21 protein-coding genes are annotated in these 24352 nt (G+C 52.9%); 10 read left to right on the top strand and 11 right to left on the bottom strand.

Annotated features, from left to right (window positions below; genetic code table 11):
• The first annotated feature begins 22 nt into the window (after window positions 1-22).
• Window positions 23-718, top strand: coding sequence for an L-ribulose-5-phosphate 4-epimerase (araD, locus tag JTI85_RS04795; RefSeq protein WP_199982398.1), 696 nt, complete (start codon window positions 23-25; stop codon window positions 716-718).
• Between the two features lie 40 nt (window positions 719-758).
• Here araD and JTI85_RS04790 read toward each other — a convergent pair whose 3' ends face one another.
• Window positions 759-1142 (bottom strand): DUF4751 family protein, encoded by a 384-nt coding sequence (locus JTI85_RS04790; RefSeq protein ID WP_061067225.1) that lies wholly within the window; start codon window positions 1140-1142, stop codon window positions 759-761.
• 592 nt (window positions 1143-1734) lie between these two features.
• Between JTI85_RS04790 and polB the strand changes: the two genes are divergently transcribed.
• The 3 genes from polB to rluA all read left to right on the top strand — a co-directional run bounded on the left by polB (window position 1735) and on the right by rluA (window position 7795).
• On the top strand, window positions 1735-4086 hold the full coding sequence (gene polB, locus JTI85_RS04785; protein WP_199982397.1) for a DNA polymerase II: 2352 nt from the start codon (window positions 1735-1737) through the stop codon (window positions 4084-4086).
• Between the two features lie 131 nt (window positions 4087-4217).
• A complete protein-coding gene (gene rapA, locus JTI85_RS04780; RefSeq protein WP_005124513.1) occupies window positions 4218-7124 on the top strand; it encodes an RNA polymerase-associated protein RapA in 2907 nt (968 codons plus the stop codon).
• Between the two features lie 11 nt (window positions 7125-7135).
• A complete protein-coding gene (rluA, locus tag JTI85_RS04775; RefSeq protein ID WP_003018849.1) occupies window positions 7136-7795 on the top strand; it encodes a bifunctional tRNA pseudouridine(32) synthase/23S rRNA pseudouridine(746) synthase RluA in 660 nt (219 codons plus the stop codon).
• 53 nt (window positions 7796-7848) lie between these two features.
• Here the strand turns inward: rluA and djlA are convergent, their stop codons facing one another.
• Window positions 7849-8664, bottom strand: a complete 816-nt coding sequence (gene djlA, locus JTI85_RS04770; RefSeq protein WP_005124510.1) for a co-chaperone DjlA — start codon at window positions 8662-8664, stop codon at window positions 7849-7851.
• Window positions 8665-8918: 254 nt separating this feature from the next.
• Between djlA and lptD the strand changes: the two genes are divergently transcribed.
• The 6 genes from lptD to apaH are packed head-to-tail and all read left to right on the top strand — an operon-like array spanning window position 8919 to window position 15665.
• Window positions 8919-11279 carry an LPS assembly protein LptD gene (lptD, locus tag JTI85_RS04765; protein ID WP_199946096.1) on the top strand — a complete coding sequence of 787 codons (2361 nt, stop codon included), beginning with the start codon at window positions 8919-8921 and terminating at the stop codon, window positions 11277-11279.
• A 54-nt stretch (window positions 11280-11333) separates the two neighbouring features.
• The gene (surA, locus tag JTI85_RS04760; protein ID WP_048212721.1) at window positions 11334-12620 is read left to right on the top strand and encodes a peptidylprolyl isomerase SurA; all 1287 of its coding nucleotides are present in this window, start codon (window positions 11334-11336) and stop codon (window positions 12618-12620) included.
• Window positions 12620-13612 carry a 4-hydroxythreonine-4-phosphate dehydrogenase PdxA gene (pdxA, locus tag JTI85_RS04755; protein ID WP_199982396.1) on the top strand — a complete coding sequence of 331 codons (993 nt, stop codon included), beginning with the start codon at window positions 12620-12622 and terminating at the stop codon, window positions 13610-13612. The genes surA and pdxA overlap by 1 nt, the downstream gene beginning before the upstream one ends.
• Window positions 13605-14426 carry a 16S rRNA (adenine(1518)-N(6)/adenine(1519)-N(6))-dimethyltransferase RsmA gene (gene rsmA, locus JTI85_RS04750; protein WP_048212723.1) on the top strand — a complete coding sequence of 274 codons (822 nt, stop codon included), beginning with the start codon at window positions 13605-13607 and terminating at the stop codon, window positions 14424-14426. Before pdxA ends, rsmA begins: the two co-directional genes overlap by 8 nt.
• Window positions 14427-14428: 2 nt before the next feature.
• Window positions 14429-14806 carry a Co2+/Mg2+ efflux protein ApaG gene (apaG, locus tag JTI85_RS04745; protein WP_003018867.1) on the top strand — a complete coding sequence of 126 codons (378 nt, stop codon included), beginning with the start codon at window positions 14429-14431 and terminating at the stop codon, window positions 14804-14806.
• A gap of 10 nt (window positions 14807-14816) precedes the next feature.
• Entirely contained in the window at window positions 14817-15665 is an 849-nt protein-coding gene (apaH, locus tag JTI85_RS04740) for a bis(5'-nucleosyl)-tetraphosphatase (symmetrical) ApaH (RefSeq protein WP_061067221.1), read from the top strand.
• A gap of 110 nt (window positions 15666-15775) precedes the next feature.
• On the opposite strand, the gene folA is transcribed toward apaH, so the two are convergent.
• The 9 genes from folA to JTI85_RS04695 all read right to left on the bottom strand — a co-directional run bounded on the left by folA (window position 15776) and on the right by JTI85_RS04695 (window position 24104).
• Entirely contained in the window at window positions 15776-16255 is a 480-nt protein-coding gene (gene folA, locus JTI85_RS04735; protein WP_219352199.1) for a type 3 dihydrofolate reductase, read from the bottom strand.
• A gap of 198 nt (window positions 16256-16453) precedes the next feature.
• The gene (kefC, locus tag JTI85_RS04730) at window positions 16454-18316 is read right to left on the bottom strand and encodes a glutathione-regulated potassium-efflux system protein KefC (RefSeq protein ID WP_219352197.1); all 1863 of its coding nucleotides are present in this window, start codon (window positions 18314-18316) and stop codon (window positions 16454-16456) included.
• Complete coding sequence (gene kefF, locus JTI85_RS04725) at window positions 18309-18839, bottom strand: glutathione-regulated potassium-efflux system oxidoreductase KefF (RefSeq protein WP_219352196.1); 531 nt, start codon at window positions 18837-18839, stop codon at window positions 18309-18311. The genes kefC and kefF overlap by 8 nt, the downstream gene beginning before the upstream one ends.
• Window positions 18840-18942: 103 nt before the next feature.
• Window positions 18943-19176, bottom strand: a complete 234-nt coding sequence (locus tag JTI85_RS04720; protein ID WP_040230165.1) for a YgdI/YgdR family lipoprotein — start codon at window positions 19174-19176, stop codon at window positions 18943-18945.
• 90 nt (window positions 19177-19266) lie between these two features.
• Window positions 19267-20610, bottom strand: a complete 1344-nt coding sequence (locus tag JTI85_RS04715) for an MFS transporter (RefSeq protein WP_219352194.1) — start codon at window positions 20608-20610, stop codon at window positions 19267-19269.
• Between the two features lie 147 nt (window positions 20611-20757).
• Entirely contained in the window at window positions 20758-21045 is a 288-nt protein-coding gene (fixX, locus tag JTI85_RS04710) for a ferredoxin-like protein FixX (protein ID WP_000203736.1), read from the bottom strand.
• A complete protein-coding gene (locus JTI85_RS04705; RefSeq protein WP_219352192.1) occupies window positions 21042-22328 on the bottom strand; it encodes an FAD-dependent oxidoreductase in 1287 nt (428 codons plus the stop codon). Before JTI85_RS04705 ends, fixX begins: the two co-directional genes overlap by 4 nt.
• Before the next feature lie 48 nt (window positions 22329-22376).
• Window positions 22377-23318 carry an electron transfer flavoprotein subunit alpha/FixB family protein gene (locus JTI85_RS04700; protein WP_219352191.1) on the bottom strand — a complete coding sequence of 314 codons (942 nt, stop codon included), beginning with the start codon at window positions 23316-23318 and terminating at the stop codon, window positions 22377-22379.
• Window positions 23319-23333: 15 nt separating this feature from the next.
• Complete coding sequence (locus JTI85_RS04695; protein WP_219352190.1) at window positions 23334-24104, bottom strand: electron transfer flavoprotein FixA; 771 nt, start codon at window positions 24102-24104, stop codon at window positions 23334-23336.
• Window positions 24105-24352 lie beyond the last annotated feature (248 nt).

Here is a 24352-nt window from a genome sequence, read left to right as displayed (position 1 = left end):
GCCATCCGGCAGGGAGACAATAATGTTAGAAGATCTTAAACGTCAGGTGCTGGAAGCCAATCTGGCGTTGCCTAAGCACAACCTGGTCACCCTGACCTGGGGCAACGTTAGCGCCGTCGATCGCGAACGCGGCGTATTTGTGATTAAACCATCCGGTGTCGATTACAGCGTAATGACCGCAGAAGATATGGTCGTCGTCAGTATCGCTACCGGTGAAGTGGTGGAAGGTAATAAAAAGCCCTCTTCCGATACCCCAACGCACCGTCTGCTGTATCAGGCTTTCCCGACCATTGGCGGCATTGTTCACACCCATTCCCGTCATGCAACCATCTGGGCGCAGGCGGGTCAGTCGATTCCGGCCACAGGGACCACCCATGCGGACTATTTCTACGGTTCGATTCCCTGCACACGGAAAATGACCGACGAAGAAATCAACGGCGAATATGAATGGGAAACCGGCAATGTGATCGTTGAAACCTTTGAGAAACAAGGTATTGACGCCGCACAGATGCCTGGCGTGCTGGTGCACTCTCACGGTCCGTTTGCCTGGGGAAAAGATGCCGAAGATGCTGTACACAACGCTATCGTGCTGGAAGAAGTGGCCTATATGGGGATCTTCTGCCGCCAGCTCGCACCGCAATTGCCGGATATGCAACAAACCCTGTTAGATAAACACTACCTGCGCAAACACGGTGCAAAAGCCTACTACGGACAGTAACCTTGATATAAGCGCGTTTTGATCGTCACGCGCTTTATTTCTACTCGGCTATATATTCAGCAAAAGCACTTTGATAAACACAGTTATTAGAACAAACATACTCAATCACATTGTCATAATTCCCATGAGTTTCCTCTCCTTCCAGAGAATGGAAGAAAATATAATCTGTTATCGTTGACTGCCATTTCTGCCCACGCAACAAATAATTAATTACCGTATCACGATGACCATTTCTTCTGTCATGCCCCTGCCAGTGAAAAAAAACGTTTCCACTTTCAATTATTTCAGCCCGCCAAATTTGTCCGGTCCATGTTTTGTACTCAATATATTTGCTCACAGTTTTGATTGATGGGTTTGAAAGTTGAGTGTTAACAAACAGATAATACTGGTATCCAGGCAAAATCGCCTGAGTATAGACATTCATAAAAACTCCATTTCATCATTTTCCCGGATATGTATTAAGAAGCACCCGAACAGCAAGCTGAGAATAAAATCATATCCCGAGATAAAAACCAAATTATACAGAGAGACTCCCGACGAATTCGAACTGAAAATCCGTTTCTATTCGGCAATAAACATGATTAAATATATATTATATTTCAAACTCATATCCGGATGCTTCGAATAAAATCTTTACATCAACCATTAATAAACACAAATGAAAAAAGTAATTTTTCCTGAATCCGAGAAAGATGTAGCAAAAATAAATAAGCACAAATCTGAAAAATAGCAAACATCCGATAATGGACTTAATAATACCAATCAATAACCCAGATGGACAGTTTCCATTTAAAACAACAGCCACACAAATAAAATAGTTTACTGCAACGCGTCTTAGGCACGACATTCATATATTAAATGCGAAGATAACCCATGCTGACACAACACATTTTTTACTCAGAGACGCTTTTTACTCCAGCGGATACCGCGTCTTACGCCTCATACCTGTACAAAATAACAGTACAATCATGTAAACCAGGCTATAATAATGTCTGGTTTTTTGATGGATACGCAGCGTGGCGCAGGCAGGATTTATTTTAACCCGGCACTGGCGGGATACCCCGCAGGGGACAGAGGTTTCATTCTGGCTGGCAACAGACAGCGGGCCATTGCAGGTCACGCTAGCGCCGCAGGAGTCGGTCGCTTTTATCCCCACCAGCCAGACACCCCGCGTCACCACACTGTTACGCACTGAAAAAGGTTATCGCCTGACGCCGCTTCAGCTGCAAGACTTTCACCGTCAGCCCGTTTCTGGCCTGTATTGCCATTCACATCGCCAGCTTATGCGGCTGGAAAAACTACTGCGCGAAAATGGTGTAACGGTCTACGAGGCCGATATCCGTCCGCCGGAGCGCTATTTGATGGAGCGCTTTATTACATCTCCTGTCTGGGTCGAGGGCGACAGGCATGACAGCGCGCTGATCAATGCCCGCCTGAAGCCGAATCCGGATTATCGACCGCCGCTGAAATGGGTCTCGCTGGATATCGAAACCACGCGCCACGGTGAACTCTACTGCATCGGTCTTGAAGGTTGCGGGCAGCGTATTGTCTATATGCTCGGTCCGCCGAATGGCGATGCCTCCCGGCTGGATTTTGAACTTGAGTACGTTGCGAGCCGTCCGCTGTTGCTGGAAAAGCTCAATGACTGGATCGCCCATCACGATCCTGATGTGATAATCGGCTGGAACGTCGTGCAATTCGATTTACGCGTCCTGCAAAAGCACGCCGAACGCTACCGTATTCCCCTGCTTTTTGGTCGGGATAACAGCGAACTGGAGTGGCGCGAGCATGGATTCAAAAATGGCGTTTTCTTCGCGCAGACTAAAGGTCGTCTGATTATTGAAGGCATTGAGGCGCTCAAGTCCGCATTCTGGAATTTCTCATCGTTCTCGCTGGAAACGGTGTCGCAGGAGCTGCTGGGCGAAGGAAAGTCGATTGATAACCCATGGGACAGAATGGACGAAATCGATCGCCGGTTTGCCCACGATAAGCCCGCGCTTGCCACCTACAATCTCAAAGACTGTGAACTGGTCACCCGCATTTTTCATAAAACCGAGATCATGCCATTTCTGCTGGAGCGTTCAACGGTTAACGGCCTGCCAGTCGACAGGCACGGCGGTTCGGTCGCCGCTTTTGGCCATCTCTACCTGCCGCGCATGCACCGGGCGGGTTATGTGGCACCGAATCTGGGTGAAATCCCTGCGCACGCCAGCCCCGGCGGCTACGTGATGGACTCACGTCCGGGTCTGTACGACTCCGTGCTGGTGCTGGATTACAAAAGCCTGTACCCCTCAATAATTCGTACTTTTTTAATCGATCCGGTGGGGCTTATCGAAGGGATGGCGCAGCCGGATCCGGAGCACAGCACCGAAGGGTTCCTTGACGCCTGGTTCTCACGTGAAAAGCACTGCCTACCGGAAATCGTGACCCGGATCTGGCATGGGCGCGATGAAGCAAAACGCCACGGGAATAAGCCGCTCTCGCAGGCGCTGAAAATCATCATGAACGCATTTTACGGCGTGCTGGGAACCACCGCCTGTCGCTTTTTCGACCCGAGACTGGCCTCGTCCATTACCATGCGCGGTCATGCGATCATGCGCCAGACCAAAGCACTGATTGAAGCTCAGGGTTACGACGTTATCTATGGCGATACCGACTCGACCTTTGTCTGGCTGAAAAAGGCGCACTCAGAAGATGATGCCGCCCGGATTGGCCGTGAGCTGGTGAGCTATGTCAACGACTGGTGGGCGCAGTCCCTGAAGCAACAAAACCTGACCAGCGCGCTGGAGCTGGAATTTGAAACCCACTTTTGTCGATTTCTGATGCCGACCATTCGCGGTGCAGATACCGGCAGTAAAAAGCGCTACGCCGGGATGATTCAGGAAGGTACAGAGCAACGCATGGTGTTTAAGGGCCTGGAAACGGTAAGAACCGACTGGACGCCACTGGCCCAACAGTTTCAGCAGGAGCTATACCTGCGAATTTTTCGAAACGAACCTTATCAGGAGTTTGTTCGCGAGACTATCGACCGTCTGATGGCGGGTGAACTGGACGACCAACTGGTGTATCGCAAACGCCTGCGTCGCCCGTTAAGTGAATACCAGCGCAATGTGCCGCCACACGTGCGCGCCGCGCGCCTCGCCGATGAGCAAAATGTAAAGCTGGGACGTCCGCCGCAGTATCAGAATCGCGGCACCATTAAATATGTCTGGACGATAAATGGTCCAGAACCCGTGGATTATCAGCTTTCAGCCCTTGACTACGAGCACTATTTGACCCGGCAGATCCAGCCCGTAGCCGAGGGAATACTTCCCTTTATCGATGATAACTTTGCTACACTACTCACAGGGCAACTGGGGTTATTTTGACGCGTGACGAAACCGTCGCCATCCAGTACCATAGCGCCCTTTCCATTCCTGGACCCCAATACACTTGCTGCCACTTTACTCTGGCAGAGGGTGAGTATTGCCTGCAACTAAAGATATAGAGCCGAACATATATGCCTTTTACACTTGGTCAACGCTGGATCAGCGATACAGAAAGCGAATTGGGACTTGGTACCGTTGTCGCCATGGATGCGCGAACCGTCACTTTACTTTTCTCTTCGACGGGTGAAAACCGTCTGTATGCGCGCAGTGATTCCCCCGTGACCCGCGTGATGTTCAATCCTGGTGATACGATAACGAGCCATGAAGGCTGGCAACTGCATGTCGATGAAGTAAAAGAAGAAAACGGCCTGCTTGCCTATATCGGAACCCGCCTTGATACCGAAGAAACCGGTGTAACGCTGCGTGAAGTGCTGCTGGACAGCAAGCTGGTATTCAGCAAACCACAGGATCGCCTGTTTGCCGGCCAGATTGACCGTATGGACCGCTTTGCGCTGCGCTATCGCGCACGTAAATTTCAGAGCGAGCAGTACCGTATGCCGTGGAGTGGTTTGCGTGGTCAACGTACCAGCCTGATCCCCCACCAGCTCAACATTGCCCATGACGTCGGCCGTCGTCATGCCCCTCGCGTATTGCTGGCAGACGAAGTGGGTTTAGGTAAAACCATTGAAGCCGGGATGATCCTGCATCAACAGCTGCTGTCAGGCGCCGCAGAGCGCGTACTGATCATCGTCCCGGAGACGTTACAGCACCAGTGGCTGGTCGAAATGCTGCGTCGCTTCAACCTGCGTTTTGCGCTGTTTGATGATGAGCGTTATGCAGAAGCGCAGCACGATGCCTACAACCCGTTTGAAACCGAACAGTTGGTTATCTGTTCGCTGGACTTTGCCCGTCGCAGTAAACAGCGCCTGGAGCATCTGTGTGACGCCGAATGGGATCTGCTGATTGTCGATGAAGCGCATCACCTGGTGTGGAGCGAAGACGCGCCCAGCCGTGAATATATGGCCGTTGAACAACTGGCAGAACGCGTACCGGGCATCCTGCTGCTGACCGCAACGCCGGAACAACTGGGCCTGGAAAGCCACTTTGCGCGCCTGCGCCTGCTGGACCCAAGCCGCTTCCACGATTTCGCCCAGTTTGTTGAAGAACAGAAAAATTACCGTCCTGTCGCCGATGCCGTCGCTATGCTGCTGGCTGGCAACAAACTGAGCAACAATGAGCTGAACATGTTAGGCGACATGATTGGCGAGCAGGACATTGAGCCGTTATTGCAGGCGGCAAACAGCGACAGCGAAGATGCCCAGAGCGCGCGTCAGGAGCTGGTTTCAATGCTGATGGACAGACACGGCACCAGCCGCGTGCTGTTCCGTAACACCCGTAATGGTGTGAAAGGCTTCCCAAAACGCGAGCTGCACACCATCAAGCTGCCGCTGCCGACCCAATACCAGACGGCGATTAAAGTCTCCGGCATTATGGGTGCGCGTAAAAGCGCGGAAGACCGGGCGCGCGACATGCTCTACCCGGAACAGATTTATCAGGAATTCGAAGGCGATACCGGCACCTGGTGGAACTTTGACCCGCGCGTGGAATGGCTGATGGGCTACCTGACCAGCCACCGCTCGCAAAAAGTATTAGTTATCTGTGCAAAAGCCACCACCGCGCTTCAGCTGGAGCAGGTTCTGCGCGAGCGCGAAGGTATCCGCGCGGCCGTGTTCCATGAAGGGATGTCGATCATTGAGCGTGACCGCGCCGCTGCCTGGTTTAGCGAAGAAGATAGCGGCGCTCAGGTAATGCTGTGTTCTGAAATCGGCTCCGAAGGGCGTAACTTCCAGTTCGCCAGCAATCTGGTGATGTTTGACCTGCCGTTTAACCCGGACCTGCTGGAACAGCGTATTGGCCGTCTGGACCGTATTGGTCAGGCGCATGATATTCAGATTCACGTTCCGTACCTGGAAAAAACCGCGCAATCCGTGCTGGTGCGCTGGTACCACGAAGGTCTGGATGCGTTCGAACACACCTGCCCGACCGGCCGTACCATCTACGACACGGTCTATAACAATCTGATCGGCTACCTGGCTGAACCAGAAAATACCGATGGCTTTGACGATCTGATCAAAACCTGTCGCGAACAACATGACGCGCTGAAAGCTCAGCTGGAGCAAGGTCGCGATCGTCTGCTGGAGATCCACTCTAACGGCGGTGAAAAAGCGCTGGCACTGGCTGAGAGCATTGAAGAGCAGGACGACGATACCAGCCTGATCGCCTTCGCCATGAACCTGTTTGATATCGTTGGTATTAATCAGGATGACCGTGGCGACAATTTGATCGTGCTGACACCGTCCGATCATATGCTGGTGCCTGATTTCCCTGGGCTGCCGGAAGATGGCTGCACCATTACGTTTGAACGTGATGTCGCCTTATCGCGTGAAGATGCGCAGTTTATTACCTGGGAGCATCCGTTAATCCGTAATGGTCTGGATCTTATCCTCTCCGGCGATACCGGTAGCAGCACCATTTCGTTGTTGAAAAACAAAGCATTGCCGGTCGGAACTCTGTTGGTTGAGCTGGTGTATGTGGTTGAAGCGCAAGCGCCGAAACAGCTGCAGTTGAACCGCTTCCTGCCACCAACGCCGGTACGCATGCTGCTGGATAAAAACGGCAATAACCTTGCCGCACAGGTTGAATTCGAAACCTTTAACCGCCAGCTCAGCGCTGTTAACCGCCACACCGGCAGTAAACTGGTCAACGCCGTGCAGCAGGACGTTCATGCCATTCTGCAACTGGGTGAAGCACAGGTGGAAAAATCAGCTCGCGCGCTGATCGACGCGGCGCGTAAAGAAGCGGACGAAAAACTGACTGCGGAACTGTCGCGCCTCGAAGCGCTGCGTGCCGTTAACCCGAACATCCGTGATGACGAACTCAGCGCAATTGAAAGCAACCGTCAGCAGGTGATGGAAAGCCTGGATCAGGCTGGCTGGCGTCTGGATGCCCTGCGCCTGATCGTCGTGACGCATCAGTAACGGAGCCATACATGGGGATGGAAAACTACAATCCACCGCAGGAACCCTGGCTGGTTATCCTGTATCAGGATGAGCATATTATGGTGGTCAACAAGCCGAGCGGTTTGTTGTCCGTGCCGGGTCGTCTGGATGAGCACAAAGACAGCGTGATGACGCGTATTCAGCGCGACTATCCGCAGGCTGAATCCGTACATCGTCTGGATATGGCCACCAGCGGCGTGATTGTAGTGGCGCTAACAAAAGCGGCAGAACGTGAGCTAAAACGCCAGTTTCGCGAACGCGAGCCGAAGAAACAGTACGTGGCACGGGTGTGGGGACATCCCGCACCTGCCGAGGGACTGGTTGATTTGCCGCTGATTTGCGACTGGCCGAATCGGCCAAAGCAGAAAGTGTGTTATGAAACCGGGAAATCAGCGCAAACTGAGTATGAGGTGGTGGAGTTCGCGGCGGATAACACCGCCCGAGTGGTGCTCAAACCCATTACCGGACGCTCCCACCAGTTGCGTGTACATATGCTGGCTTTAGGGCATCCAATCCTGGGCGACCGCTTCTATGCGCCGCCGGAAGCGCTGGCGTTGGCGCCGCGCCTGTTGCTGCATGCAGAGATGTTAACCATCACCCATCCCGAATACGGCAACAGTATGACGTTTAAAGTCCCGGCGGATTTTTAAATTCAGTTCCCATTTATGCCGGRTAAGGCACTAGCCGCCATCCGGCATAACGATTATTTAAAGCCTTTCTGCTCTTTAATTAGCTCGTAGGCTTTTTGAATTTCCTGCGCTTTTTGCTTCGCCATTTCCATCATTTCTGGCGGCAGGCCTTTCGCAACCAGCTTGTCAGGGTGGTGCTCGCTCATCAGCTTACGGTAGGCGCGCTTAATGGTGGTCGCATCATCGGTCGCTTTCACACCCAGCACATTGCAGGCGTCTTCCAGCGTCGGGCCGCGTTGCGCCTGCTGCCAGCCACCGCCGCCGGACTGCTGCTGATATCCGCCGCCAAACTGCGCGCCGCCCTGCATCATACGCAGGAACTGATCAAATTGGGTCCGTGAGATCCCCAACTCTTCAGCAATAACATACAGCACTTCACGCTCGTTAGGGTGCAATGACCCATCGGCAAATGCCGCCTGAATCTGAATCTCCAGGAACATGCGGATCAGATCGAATCGACCAAAACAGACGCTGCGAAACTGACGCATTTTTTCACGTAATGGGTAATTGTCTGATTTTCCCACCCGGAAAGCATGCTGCGCGGCCGTACGCGAATCACCGTGCAAATTCATGCGGTCCATCAATTGGCTGGCGATATGAATATCGGCTTCCGTGACGCGGCCTTTGGATTTGGTCAGATGCCCCATCACCTCAAAAGTGGTGGCAAAAAACAGCGCCTGACGCTCTCGTTGGTTGGCGAACCACGCCATTTTGCGCATGCGGGCTTTGTCGAACATATGGCCAACTAACAGGCCTAACACCACACCCCAGAAGCCGCCGCCCATCATTAAGGCCACGGCCACACCAATAATCTTTCCCCAATACTGCATATATTCCCCAAATCTTTATGCTCTTGGCCAGGCTATGTCCCACAATATAAGGTGCTTTTACCGTTTTACGGCTGCGGTCAATTGTGGGACATCGCCTATAATTTGCATTATCATACCTGTCATTCAATGCCGTGCCTAACACCACGGAGCCTTAATCGGCAGGATTAACACTAGCGCAGTGAAGATGAGATAAGTTAGGCTGTGACCGTTTGTCACGCGCGACGCTACTGATGATGGAACAATAAATACAACGTATGAAAAAACGTATTCCCACTCTTCTGGCCACCATGATTGCCAGCGCCCTTTATAGCCAACAGGGTCTGGCAGCCGATCTCGCCTCACAGTGCATGTTGGGCGTGCCAAGCTACAACCGTCCTCTGGTGCAGGGCGATACCAATGAGTTACCTGTCACCATCAATGCCGATCACGCGAAAGGGAACTACCCTGATGACGCCGTGTTTACCGGCAACGTGGATATTGCGCAGGGTAACAGCCGCCTACAAGCCGATGAAGTGCAGCTTCATCAAAAGCAGGCCGAAGGTCAACCCGCTCCCGTTCGTACCGTCGATGCGTTGGGCAACGTCCATTATGATGACAACCAGGTCATTCTGAAGGGACCAAAGGGTTGGGCAAACCTGAATACGAAAGACACCAACGTCTGGGAAGGTGACTACCAGATGGTGGGACGCCAGGGGCGCGGGAAAGCGGACCTGATGAAACAGCGCGGTGAGAATCGCTATACCATTCTGGAAAACGGCAGTTTTACCTCCTGTCTTCCGGGTTCCAATACCTGGAGCGTCGTCGGTAGCGAAGTGATCCATGACCGTGAAGAACAGGTCGCTGAAATCTGGAACGCCCGTTTTAAGCTGGGCCCGGTTCCTGTGTTTTACAGCCCCTATTTACAACTCCCAGTCGGCGATAAACGCCGTTCCGGTTTCTTGATCCCGAACGCAAAATACTCCACCAAGAACTATTTTGAGTTCTACCTGCCGTATTACTGGAATATCGCGCCCAACATGGACGCCACCATTACGCCGCATTATATGCATCGCCGTGGCGGCATTATGTGGGAAAACGAATTCCGTTACCTGACCCAGGCGGGCGCAGGTCTGATGGAACTCGATTATCTGAATTCCGACCGGGTCTACGACGACGAACATCCGAATGATGATAATTCACGCCGCTGGCTGTTTTACTGGCAACACGCCGGTGTGATGGACCAGGTGTGGCGTTTCAACGTCGACTACACCAAAGTCAGCGACTCCAGCTACTTTAATGATTTTGACAATAAGTACGGTTCCAGCACCGACGGTTATGCGACACAGAAATTCAGTGTCGGCTATGCGGTGCAAAACTTTGATGCGACGGTCTCAACCAAAAAATTCCAGGTTTTTGACGATCAGAACAACAGCAGTTATTCCGCAGAACCACAGTTAGACGTCAACTTCTATCAGAATGACGTCGGTCCATTTGATACCCGTATTTATGGACAGGCGGTGCATTTCGTCAATACCAATGACGACATGCCGGAAGCGACGCGTGTTCACCTTGAGCCGACCATCAATCTGCCGCTATCCAATCAGTGGGGAAGTATCAACACTGAAGCGAAGCTGATGGCAACGCACTACCAGCAGACCAATCTGGACTGGTACAACAACAATCAGGATAACGTAAATAAGCTCGACGACTCCGCTAACCGCGTCATGCCGCAGTTCAAAGTCGACGGTAAGTTGGTATTCGAACGTGACATGGAAATGCTGGCGCCGGGCTATACCCAGACGCTGGAGCCGCGTGCGCAGTATTTGTATGTGCCTTATCGCAACCAAAGTCATATCTATAACTATGACTCTTCCCTGCTGCAAGCTGACTACAGTGGCCTGTTCCGTGACCGTACCTATGGCGGTCTGGACCGTATTGCCTCCGCTAACCAGGTAACGACTGGCGTCACATCTCGCGTTTATGATGACGCGGCCGTTGAACGTTTTAATATTTCTGTGGGTCAAATCTACTATTTCACCGAGTCTCGCACTGGCGATGACAACATAAAATGGGAGAATGACGACAAAACCGGTTCATTGGTATGGGCAGGTGATACTTACTGGCGCATCTCCGATCGTTGGGGTTTACGCGGTGGGATCCAGTACGACACGCGTCTGGACAGTGTCGCCACCAGCAGCAGCAGCATCGAGTACCGTCGCGACGAAAACCGCATGCTGCAGTTGAACTACCGCTATGCCAGCCCGGAATATATCCAGGCAACACTGCCGTCGTATTACTCTACGGCAGATCAGTATAAAAACGGGATTTCTCAGGTGGGTGCAGTGGCGAGCGTGCCGATCGCTGAGCGTTGGTCAATCGTCGGAGCTTACTACTTCGATACCAATGTGAACAAAGTGGCGGATTCCATGCTGGGCTTACAGTACAACTCCTGCTGTTATGCCATTCGCGTCGGCTATGAACGTAAGCTGAATGGTTGGGATGACACCCAGAAACACGCGGTATATGACAACTCGATCGGCTTTAATATCGAACTGCGCGGCCTGAGCTCTAACTATGGTCTTGGCACCAACCAGATGCTGCGTTCGAACATTTTGCCGTATCAAAGCTCTTTATGATCTGATTGATTTACAACGTAATCCGCATTGCGGTTAATTGATAATGGAAAAAGTATGAAGAACTGGAAAACGCTGCTTCTCGGTATCGCCATGGTCGCGAATACCAGTTTCGCTGCCCCACAGGTAGTCGATAAAGTCGCAGCCGTCGTCAATAACGGCGTCGTTCTGGAAAGCGACGTCGATGGCTTAATGCAGTCAGTAAAACTGAACGCGGGTCAGGCAGGTCAGCAATTACCGGACGATGCCACGCTGCGTCATCAGATCCTGGAGCGTTTGATCATGGATCAAATCGTTCTGCAGATGGGTCAGAAGATGGGCGTAAAAATCTCTGATGAACAGTTAGATCAGGCCATCGCCAATATTGCCAAGCAGAACAATATGACGCTGGATCAAATGCGCAGCCGTCTGGCTCAGGATGGTCTGAGTTATTCGACCTATCGCAACCAGATCCGTAAAGAGATGACCATCTCTGAAGTGCGTAATAATGAAGTTCGCCGTCGCGTCACGATCCTGCCACAGGAAGTTGATGCCCTGGCGCAGCAGGTCGGCAACCAAAATGATGCCAGCACCGAACTGAACCTGAGCCACATTCTGATCCCACTGCCGGAAAACCCAACTTCCGATCAGGTAAACGAAGCGGAAAGTCAGGCGCGTTCAGTGGTTGATGAAGCACGTAATGGTAGCGATTTCGGCAAACTGGCCATCACTTATTCTGCCGATCAGCAGGCGCTGAAAGGCGGCCAGATGGGCTGGGGACGCATTCAGGAACTGCCGGGCATCTTCGCCCAGGCGTTAAGCACCGCGAAAAAAGGCGATATCATCGGCCCAATTCGCTCTGGTGTCGGCTTCCATATCCTGAAAGTCAACGACATGCGTGGCCAAAGCCAGAGCATCTCCGTGACTGAAGTTCATGCCCGCCATATTCTGCTGAAACCGTCGCCGATCATGACCGATCAACAGGCGCGTCTGAAACTGGAACAAATCGCGGCAGATATTAAGAGCGGTAAAACTACCTTTGCGGCAGCGGCTAAAGAGTTTTCTCAGGATCCGGGGTCTGCCAACCAGGGCGGTGACCTGGGTTGGGCTGCAGCCGATATTTTCGATCCGGCTTTCCGCGATGCGCTGACTAAACTTCATAAAGGCCAGATGAGCACCCCGGTGCACTCCTCATTCGGCTGGCATCTTATCGAGCTGCTGGATACGCGTAATGTTGATAAAACTGACGCGGCACAGAAAGACAGAGCTTATCGCATGCTGATGAACCGTAAATTCTCGGAAGAAGCAGCGACCTGGATGCAGGAACAGCGCGCCAGTGCGTACGTTAAAATTCTGAGCAACTAATGACTCAAATTCAACGTGTTGTGATCACTCCCGGCGAACCTGCCGGGATTGGTCCGGACCTTGTGATCCAGCTTGCACAGCGCGAGTGGCCGGTAGAACTCGTTGTTTGTGCTGATGCCACGCTACTCCGTGACCGGGCAGCCATGCTCGGTTTGCCGCTCTCGCTCCTTCCCTACTCTCCAGATATCCCAGCCCAACCACAATCAGCGGGTACGCTGACGCTATTGCCGGTTGCGTTGCGCGCGCCTGTCGTCGCGGGCCAACTGGCGGTAGAGAATGGGCAATATGTAGTCGACACGCTGGCTCGCGCCTGCGATGGTTGTCTGCAAGGTGAGTTTGCAGCGCTGATTACCGGTCCGGTTCACAAGGGCGTCATCAATGACGCTGGCGTCCCGTTTACCGGGCATACCGAGTTTTTTGAAGAGCGTTCACAGGCGAAGAAGGTTGTCATGATGCTGGCAACCGAAGAGCTGCGTGTTGCCCTGGCGACCACGCATCTGCCGCTTAAAGCCGTTGCTGAAGCCATTACCCCSGCATTATTGCGAGAAGTAATCGGTATTCTGCATCATGATCTACGCACTAAGTTTGGCCTGAACGATCCGCGTATTCTGGTGTGCGGCCTTAACCCGCATGCCGGTGAAGGCGGTCATATGGGAACGGAAGAGATAGACACCATCATCCCGGTACTGGATGAAATGCGTGCGCAGGGGATGAAATTAAACGGTCCACTGCCCGCAGATACGCTGTTTCAGCCTAAATATCTCGACCACGCGGATGCCGTGCTGGCAATGTACCACGATCAGGGCCTCCCCGTGCTAAAATACCAGGGATTTGGTCGCGGTGTGAATATCACGCTGGGCCTGCCCTTTATTCGCACATCCGTCGATCACGGTACCGCGCTTGAACTTGCGGGACGTGGACAAGCAGATGTCGGCAGTTTTATTACGGCGCTTAATCTCGCCATCAAAATGATTGTTAATACCAATGAATAATCGAGTCCATCAGGGCCATTTAGCCCGTAAACGTTTCGGGCAAAACTTCCTCAACGATCAGTTTGTGATCGAAAGTATTGTCTCTGCTATCAACCCGCAAAAGGGCCAGGCAATGGTCGAAATCGGCCCGGGCCTGGCTGCATTGACCGAACCAGTAGGCGAACGTCTGGACAAGCTCACGGTCATTGAGCTGGACCGCGATCTCGCCGCGCGCCTGCAAACGCACCCGTTTTTAGGGCCGAAGCTGACTATTTATCAGCAAGATGCCATGACCATGAACTTCGGTGAGCTTTCACAAACGATGGGTCAGCCGCTGCGCGTATTTGGCAACCTGCCGTACAACATCTCCACGCCGCTGATGTTCCATCTTTTTACCTATACTGATGCCATTGCCGACATGCATTTTATGTTGCAAAAAGAGGTGGTCAATCGTCTGGTTGCAGGGCCAAACAGTAAAGCGTATGGTCGATTAAGCGTCATGGCGCAATATTACTGCAATGTGATCCCGGTGCTCGAAGTTCCACCGTCGGCTTTCACACCAGCACCGAAAGTAGATTCCGCCGTTGTACGCCTGGTCCCTCACGCGACGATGCCGTACCCGGTTAAAGATGTTCGCGTCCTGAGCCGCATTACCACCGAAGCGTTTAATCAGCGCCGTAAAACGGTACGTAACAGCCTCGGTAATCTGTTCAGCGTTGAAGTGCTGACAGAGTTGGGCATTGACCCGGCAATGCGAGCGGAAAATATCTCTGTCGCGCAATACTGCCGGATGGCTAACTATCTGTCAGAAAACGCGCCTTCGAAGGAGAGTTAAGCATGATCAATTCGCCCCGAGTGTGTATTCAGGTACAAAGCGTCTACATTGAGGCGCAATCCTCACCTGATGATGAACGTTACGTTTTTGCTTATACCGTGACTATCCGCAATTTGGGGCGAGCGCCAGTGCAGCTGTTGGGGCGTTATTGGTTGATAACCAATGGTCATGGGCGCGAAACCGAAGTTCAGGGTGAAGGTGTGGTTGGTGTTCAGCCCCATATCGAACCTGGCGAAGAGTACCAGTACACCAGCGGCGCCGTTATTGAAACGCCGCTGGGCACCATGCAGGGTCATTACGAAATGATCGATGAGCAGGGCATCGCCTTTACTATCGATATTCCCGTATTCCGACTCGCCGTTCCAACACTCATTCATTAAAACAATAACTATGGCGACATACCTTATTGGCGACGTTCACGGTTGTTACGATGAACTGGTAGCCTTGCTGCATCAGGTAGACTTTAATTCCAAAAAAGACACCCTATGGCTCACCGGCGATCTGGTCGCTCGTGGGCCGGGTTCGCTGGACGTTTTGCGCTACGTGAAATCACTGGGCGACAGCGTGCGGTTAGTATTGGGTAATCACGATTTACACCTGCTGGCCGTGTTTGCCGGCATCAGTCGTAATAAACCAAAAGACAGAGTCACATCGCTGCTCGAAGCGCCGGATGCTGACGAATTAATCAACTGGCTTCGTCGTCAGCCGCTGCTGCAGGTAGACGAAGAGAAAAAACTGGTCATGGCGCACGCTGGCATTACCCCTCAATGGGATTTGCAGACCGCGAAAGACTGCGCACGGGACGTAGAAGCCGTGCTGTCGAGCGACTCGTATCCGTTTTTTCTTGATGCGATGTATGGCGACATGCCGAACAACTGGACCCCGGAGCTGACGGGGCTGGCGCGCCTGCGTTTTATTACCAACGCGTTTACCCGCATGCGTTACTGCTTCCCCAATGGTCAACTGGATATGTACAGCAAAGAGTCACCAGAAGACGCACCTGCCCCGCTGAAGCCGTGGTTTGCCATTCCTGGACCTGTCAGTGAAGCGTACAGCATTGCATTCGGGCACTGGGCATCGCTGGAAGGCAAAGGCACACCAGAAGGTATTTACGCGCTGGATACGGGGTGTTGCTGGGGAGGCGATCTCACCTGTCTGCGCTGGGAAGACAAACAGTACTTTGTGCAGCCATCAAATCGCCATCTGAATCTGGATCCCGGCGAGGCGGTCAACGCCTGATAGTCGTCTGCTGAGAGGTTTATGCCTGAGGGTGCTACGCTTATCAGGCCTACACTTGGCACAAGAGTAGGCCTGATAAGGCGTTTCGCAGCCATCCGGCACTTACAGGATTAACGACGCTCCAGAATCTCGAAGCAGTAGCTGTGAGAGTTTTGCGCGTCGGCATCATGGAACTCACTGGAAACAGACTCCCAGTCATCCGGTTCGTAGTCCGGGAAATGCGTATCCCCTTCGACTTCAGCATCAATGTGCGTCAGATACAGCTTCTGCGCTTTTGGCAGGAACTGCTCATACACGCGCCCACCGCCAATCACCATAATCTCTGGTTCATCACCGCAGGCCGCAATGGCTTCATCAACAGACTTCACCCACTGCACGCGATCGTCGGTGCCGGGTTTGCTGCTGATGACGATATTTTTACGCCCAGGTAACGGTCGCCCGATGGATTCCCAGGTGTGGCGTCCCATGACAACCGGCTTGTTTAAGGTATTACGTTTAAACCAGGCGAGATCGGCAGGGAGGTTCCACGGCATGGCGTTCTCCATACCGATGACGCGATCTACCGCTAACGCCGCAATCAGACTGATCATTGAATATTTCCCGGATACAAAAAAATTGTCGCCACTATACGGAAAGCGCAATCTTTCGTCGACTGGCGGAAAGAGGATGAACAGGAAAATTTTCCGTTCTGCTGGCGAACCGACCTATTTAAGGTGGTACGCCAGCATTACAGTAGTTCAAAAACAGCCAATTAGCAGTAAAGTTTGCAGAACATCACATTTTTTACCCTATGCTGACGGTTTCACTTCCGGCTCATCGGCGACGTCGCCCGTATGTTTACCTTCATCCGTGCCTTGCCAGCCATGGCGTTGAATCAACGATAAATGTTGACGATCTTCGGCAATAATTTCACTCAGCATTGCGCTGGTGCGCTTATAAACAGCCGCACGCGAAATCGCGTCATTTTCCCCTTTCACCATCTCCTCTACCATCATGGTATTGAATCGGCGGAATACGTCGGCCCGCTCACGCGCTTCATAGCGCCCAAGCCCGAGACCCTCCAACGCCAGACGTCCGGTCTTCAGTGCACCTTCAAAGGTTTCGCGTTCCGGCATATCCACGCCTGCCTGGCGTAGACGGATGTAATGATCCACGTCGCGCGCACGGGCAATAATTTGTAGATGCGGGAAATGTTCTTTCACCATTTCGGTCAGTTGCAGGCTGGTTTGCGGATCGTCAATGGCATTAATGATCACTTCCGCTTTGGCTGCTCCGGCTGACTCCAGCAGATCCATCCGGGTCGCATCGCCATAGAAAACCTTCATCCCGAATTTACGCAGCGTTTCGATATGGTCCGGGTCATGATCAAGAACCACCATTTTGACCCCGCTCGACAACAACAGACGACCGGTTATCTGGCCAAATCGCCCAAATCCAGCGATGATCACCCGCGGTTGCTCCTCATCGATTTCATCCGCTTCCCGCGCTTCACCGGTCGCCGATTTTTCCAGACGCGTAAGAATCACCAGTAAAATCGGCGTCGCCGCCATCGACAGCGCGACTGCCAGCGTCAGCGATTTCGCCCAGTCAGGGTCAAGCACGTTCGCCATTTGCGCCGCGCCAAATACCACGAACGCAAACTCACTACCCTGCCCAAGTAATACGGCAAACCAACGACGCTGCTTGTTCGGCACCTGCAAGGGTTTCGCTATCAGCCACAGCATGACGGTTTTAATCACCAGGAAACCGACCAGCAAAATGATAATGCGCAAGGGATTATCAATCAGCGTACCGAAGTCGATAGACATCCCCACGCCGATGAAGAACAGCCCCAGCAGCAGCCCTTTAAACGGCTCAATATCACTTTCCAGCGCGTGGCGATACTCAGAGCTCGCCAGCAGCACCCCGGCCAGGAAGGCCCCCATCGCCATCGACAGGCCAACCTCTTCCAGGAGCAGACCAAAACCGAAAACGAGGAACAGCGCGACGGCGCTGAACACTTCCCGCAGGCCCGAGCGCGCAACAAAACGTAAGGCAGGACGGGTGACATAACGCCCTAACAGCACCACCAGCACCAGCGCGCCCGCGACCTTAAGGGCGGACAATGCAAATGCCCCAAGCGTGGTCGATGCACCGCTCGCCGCCAGCAATGGGATCATCGCCACCAATGGAATAGCGGCGATATCCTGGAACAGCAGCACGGCAAACGCGCTGCGGCCCAGTTGCGAAACCATCAGGTTGCGTTCATTCATTGCCTGCATAGCGATGGCCGTTGAGGAAAGCGCCAGCGTCATGCCGATCAGTTCCGCTACCTGCCAGCGCAGGCCAAGGAACATACAGAACAAACCAATTAAGCCGCCGCAAACCACCATCTGTAGCGCGCCGCCGCCGAACACCGAGGCCCGCAGCTTCCACAAACGCTGTGGATCCAGCTCCAGACCAATGACAAACAGCATCAGCACCACGCCGATTTCCGCAAAATGCAGGATAGATTCGGCGTCCGTCACCAGCCTCAAACCCCATGGTCCGATAATGCACCCGGCGATGAGATAGCCCAGCACCGACCCTAACCCCAGCCGCACGGCAATGGGGACTATCAGCGCCGCCGATCCGAGATAAATCAGCGCCTGTATCAGCGTATGGCTATCCATGGTGTTCCTCCTGCCATTCCATCAGACGCTGTTTGTAGTGACGCGCCTGCGCCTGCAGCGTTTCGTCATCACAGATAAACGTACAGTGCATCGCAAACGGCGGCAGCCATTTGAGTCCGCAATATAACGCTGTTGCCTGTAAAGGCTGAGAAAGTACATCAAAACCAGGATGGGAGCCGATATCGAAGTGGTTTTCACCGCCGCCGGTCGTCACCGCCCACAGCAGTTGTTTACCGTGCAGCGCAGTACCGCCGTGACCATACGCCCAGCCGTGGGAGAGGACCTTATCCATCCACAATTTGAGTAACGGAGGAGTGCTGTACCATTGCATGGGATGTTGCCAGATAATCAGGCTCGCACGTAACAGCGCGTCCTGTTCTGCGGCGATATCGATATTGAAATCGGGATAGAGTTCATAGAGCGAACGAACCTCCACCCCTTCCAGTGTCCTTACCTGCTCAAGCATCCGCTTATTCGCATGCGAATGCTGCGGATAGGGATGCGCATAAATGATGAGAATCATGATTAGCCTGTGTCACTGCATTATTGTAATAACAGTGAGTTTAGTCACTTAATCCACAGGCTAACAGTCAATATTATTGAGTGGCTGAATGGAGAAAACTGAACTAGTTGTCCAGTTCGCTCATATCCTTAACCTGATCGCGGTTAATTTGTTCCGTCTTACCCGTTTGCGCGTTTTTGTACGAGACCAGGCCCGTATCTTCATCCACTTGCGGTTTGCCATCAGTGACGATCGTTTTGCCGTCGGTCGTTTTAACCGCCTGATTAGAAGAGCAACCGGCAACGGTAAACAGCGCTGCGGCGGTAAAAATGGAGGTGATCAGAATATGTTTTTGCATGGTGTTCTCCCTGCTTTTCAGTCATTTTCAGTGATATGCCCGTTAACTGTAGGCTAACTGACTGAGTTGCAGGGAAAATACAGAACACTCTTAACCGCTCGCTCTGGACATCGGTTTTCTGCGAATCGTCATTTGGCTGGTTTGCGCCAGCGTCAGACCTCGCGTTTCCGGGGCGAAGGCAATAGAAACCAACAGACCAATCAATGAAATCCCTGCCCCCATTAACATCACGGAATTAATCCCATATTTCGTGATGAAGATCGGCAGTGCCCAGGTTGAAACAATAGTGCCAATACGGCTTAAGGACATAATCACGCCGACGGCAGAGGCACGAATATCGGTGGGGAACAGTTCGTTAGGGTATAGCCACTGCAGGTTCCCGGGTCCCCCTGAGAAAAACGCGTATACGGCAAACGCCAGCACCACCAGCCATGCGCCCATATCAGGGATTAGCCCCAGCACGGCCAACGCCAGCGTCATCATAATAAAGCTGCCAATCAACAGCGGTCGACGGCCCGCGCTATTGAGCCAGAACATCGGTGGAATACATCCCAGCATGAAGCACAGGCTGATCACCACGTTACCCAACACGGCGCTTTTTCCAACACCAAGGCCCAGCAAGCCGACAATCTGCGGGCCGAAAGTATAAATAGCAAACATCGGGATCACCTGACAGGTCCAGATGGCGGCAACAAACAGGACAAATGGAAAGTGACGACGATTAAACAACTGAAGGAAACGCGTCTCCTGCGGTGCTTCTTCGTCGAATACCACCGGTTCGCCAAACAGTTTGATCATCATCTCTTCGCACTCTTTCACCCGACCTTTACGCAGCAACCAGCGTGGCGATTCAGGAAGATCGAAACGCCCAATCAGGATCAAAATGCAGGGGATCACCGCGCTGCCCAACATCCAGCGCCATCCGCCCTCAACATCATACAAACAGTAACCGACCAGATCGGCACAGGTGGCGCCGACATACCACATCGCGGCGATAAAACCGATGGAGAAAGCGCGCTGACGAGTATTGGAGAACTCGGTAATCATCGAGGTTGCAATCGGGTAATCGGCACCAATCACAATGCCGATCAGCACGCGCATCACCAACAGTTCAACGGGCGAGGAAACAAACATGGTTGCTGCCGATATCACGCCAATGGCGATAATATCGATGATGAACATTTTGCGCCGCCCGACCTTATCGGAAATGTAGCCAAACAGCGACGTCCCCACAAACAGACCGGCGAGCGTGCCGGCGCCCAGCAGACCAATCCACTGTGCGTCCAGTTTCAATGCTGGCGTGAGCTGTTCCAGCGCCACGCCAATCATCACCAGCACATAACCATCCAGAAACGGCCCACCGCTTCCCCACAGCATTATCCGGCGGTGAATAGAGGTAAATTTGATGTCATCAAAGTTCCTGGGCTGCTGCATAGCGACTTCCTGTTTCAACACGGGCAAAGCGTCATCTGTAGGCCGGATAAGGCATTTACGCCGCCATCCGGCACTGGCGCCACATGATTGCCGGATGGCGACGCTACCGCATCTTATCCGGCCTACGGGTGCACAACCTGGTACTTATTAGCCGTAGCGGAACTCCACGCCAAACGTCCCGCGCGGGTATTCCCACTTTTCCAGCGCTGTATCGAGCCCGAGAATGCGGCACGTTCCGCACTCCAGGCACCCGGCGTAATCAAACCGTACGCTGCCGTCGTCCTGTTTTTTATACAGCCCTGCTGGACAGGCCTTAATCAGCACTTCCAGCGCCTGTTTATCAGGATCGGTTTTGAGAATGATATGCGGGCTGTCTTCATCGACATTGAACTTATTGACGCCCAGTTTGACGTCCACATTGACGGGAGATGTCATAATACGGTCACTCCTTTCAGGCCATCTTTCATCAGGTTGATGAAGCCCACTTTCTTCGCATGGCGCAGGATTTTTTTACGCATTGGCACTGGGGCGGAACCATCTACGGTGAACAGGTCGCGTGCGATACTGACCGCCATTTCGGGATAGGCGGTAAACATGCGCGGGTTATCAAGAAATGCAGGCAGCTTCTGGTACATACGCATATCGCGCATCGGGCCATCGTCCAGATGCTGACGATATTCACCCAGCGACTGCTTGCTAAAGTCGTCGCGTTTCATGGCTGAAAGCACCGTTTTCGCCGCCGCCTCGCCTGCGGAAATGGCGAGATCCATACCGCGAATGGTAAAGCCGAGGTTCATACACATTCCGGCAGCGTCACCGGCAATCAGCACACCGTCCCCCACCAGTTCTGGCTGCATATTCATACCGGCTTCAGGTACGACGTGCGCGGAATATTCCACCAGCTTGCCACCGGCGATCAGTGGGGCAACCGCCGGATGCTGTTTGAAATCTTCCAGCATTTGCGGGACCGATTTTTTCGCGTCTTTCAGGTGATGAAGGCCGCAGACCAGCCCCAGAGAAAGGGTCGTTTCATTCGTATAGAGAAAGCCACCGCCCATCAACCCATCGGTTGGCGATCCGGCAAACAGGCAGGCTGCGCCTTCGTTCCCCTGTAACTGGAAACGATCTTCAATCACTGATTTTGGCAATTCGATCAGCTCTTTTACGCCGACGGCAACATGCGATGCCTCGACGCGCTTTGCCATACCCAGCTTTTCAGCCAGCAGAGAATTTACCCCGTCGGCGAGGATCACTACTTTGGCTTCCAGAATATCGCCGTCGGCTTCCACGCCCACGACTTTACCCTCGCGCTGCACAACGTTATCCACGCGAATACCGGTGATGAGCTGAGCGCCCGCCTCTTCGGCCTGCTCCATCAGCCAGGCGTCAAATTTGCTACGTAAGACGGAATAAGAAACCTGCGACGATGCGGCCTCTTCACCATTGCAATAGTCGATGGTCATCGCCCCTTTGTCGGTCATAAAGGCGAGCTTTTCGTGGGTGATTATGCGTTCAATGGGGGCCTGCTCAGCAAAACCGGGAATGATGCGCTCCAGGCTATGCGCATACATGCGCCCACCGGTGACATTCTTCGCGCCAGCAGAATTGCCGCGCTCGATAACCAGCACCTGTGCGCCTTCCCGAGCCAGCACCAGCGCCGCAACCGAACCAGCCAGACCTGCACCCACGATGATGGCATCAAAGATATCTTCGGACATACGTACTCCTGTCAGCGGCAGGACGCCTTCGCATCCTGCCCGAATGATTTAACGCGCTAAGGCAGCCGTCAGCGCAGGCAGGATCTTCAGCGCATCGCCAACGATGCCGTAATCCGCATACTGGAAAATCGGCGCATTTTTATCTTTGTTAATGGCGAAAATCGTCTGTGCGCCGTTGGCGCCGACCATATGTTGGATCTGCCCGGAGATCCCCACCGCCAGGTACAGTTCAGGCTTGAGCATCAGGTTGGAAATGCCGACGTAGCGTTCGTGCTCCATCCACTTCTCGTTTTCCGCCACCGGACGGGAACAAGCCAACTCAGCGCCAATCGTCTGGCACAGCGCTTCTGCCAGCGAGATATTTTCTTTGCTACCAATACCGCGTCCCACGCTGACCACCAGACGGGCTTTGTCGAGATCGACGCTGTTGCTCTGACGCGCCTGAGTTGCCGTACGGGTCACGGCAACGGACGGATCCTGCCACTGGACGCTGTGCACTTCGCCGCTGCGAGCGGTATCCGGTTGCTGCGCGTCAAACGTTCCGCTACTGAGCGTTACCACGGCAAACGGTGAAGCGATTGTTTCTGCTCCCATCGCCAGGCCGCCGTAAACCATATGTTTGACCGCCGCTTTACCGTCCTGCACGGCGACTGCGCTGGCGTCGTTTGAAACGGCTGCCGACAAGCGAAAACCCAGTTTTGCCGCTAACAGCTTGCCGCGACGCGTATTCGGCAGCAGCACTGCGCCGCCCTCGCTGTGCTGACGAATGGTTTCGGCCATCGCATCGGCGTAGTCTTCAACCATACGGTCTTCTGGTTTGCCGCTGAGCAACCAGACATGATCTGCACCCAAATGACATGCCGTTGCGCTGTCCGCATCGCTGAGCACAAACGTGTTAACTTTTTCACCTAAAGCCTGCGCACCTTTCATCAGTTCCGGCAGACGAGAAGGGGTATCGCTGAATACCCAGACACTGGAAAATTTGTTCATAACATCCCCTGATAATTAAATGATTTTGCGAAGATTCTCGACAAACGCGGCAATCTGTTCTTCACCGTCACCTTCAATTACAACGCGCTGACGCTCGCGCTGTTTCGGTGCAGCAACCTGCTGTGCGGAATACGCCTGCACGCTGTTCAGCCCAATGTCTGCAGGCGACCAAACCTGAACCGGTTTTTTCGCCGCGACAAGAATGGCTTTCATGGAAGGGATTTGAGGGGTGTTGATATCCGTTGAGACCGCGATCACCGCCGGGAGCGGGATGCTCAGTGTTTCGACTTCATCTTCCAGCTCACGCTCTACCGTCAGCGTGCTATCGGTAAGAGAGAGGATTTTACTCACGCCATTAATCGTGGGAACGTTCAGCGCTTCGCCCACCAGCAGACCAACCTGCTGAGCATAGAGATCGGAAGAACCGTCACCACAGATAATCAGATCGAAACCGGCTTTTTGCGCGGCGGCGGCCAGCGCGGTAGCCGTTTGTTGTGGTAACGCCTGTTCAAATTGATCGTCAATCACAACAATCAGTTCATCAGGGCCACGGGAGAGTACATCTTTGCGCCCTTTTGCATTGGTCAGCGCTTTGCCGCCGACGCTCATGGCGACAACCTGGGCCTCTCCTGCCTGTTGTTTTAACTGACAAGCCGCTTCGATCGCATTCAGGTCGTACTGGCTGATTTTGCCATCCGCTTTGCTGAAATCGAGTGAACCATCAGTATTATTAATCGCAATATCCTGTTCATCAGGTACACATTTGTAGCAAGTAATTATCTTCATTGCATCTCCAGAAATCATGAAGGAAACGTATTTATATCGGCGGTGTTAAATACAGATATCACGCTCTTTAATTCGGAAATAAAACCTTAATCACCAATATTGAAAATGTCACACATTGAAATTCGTAACTTTCAATAGTGTTACGTACCTCACCAATATTGAAAGAGTCACGTCAAATATGAAAATTTTCAATATTGTCTGCGGGTTCAACAATATTGAACGCCAGTCACTTAAAAAAGTTAAAAAAC

This window comes from Citrobacter sp. Colony219 (assembly GCF_019382635.1).
Classification (GTDB): Bacteria; Pseudomonadota; Gammaproteobacteria; order Enterobacterales; family Enterobacteriaceae; genus Citrobacter; species Citrobacter youngae.
Note: the sequence above shows the minus strand (reverse complement) of the source record. Positions and strands in the feature narration are given on the sequence as shown.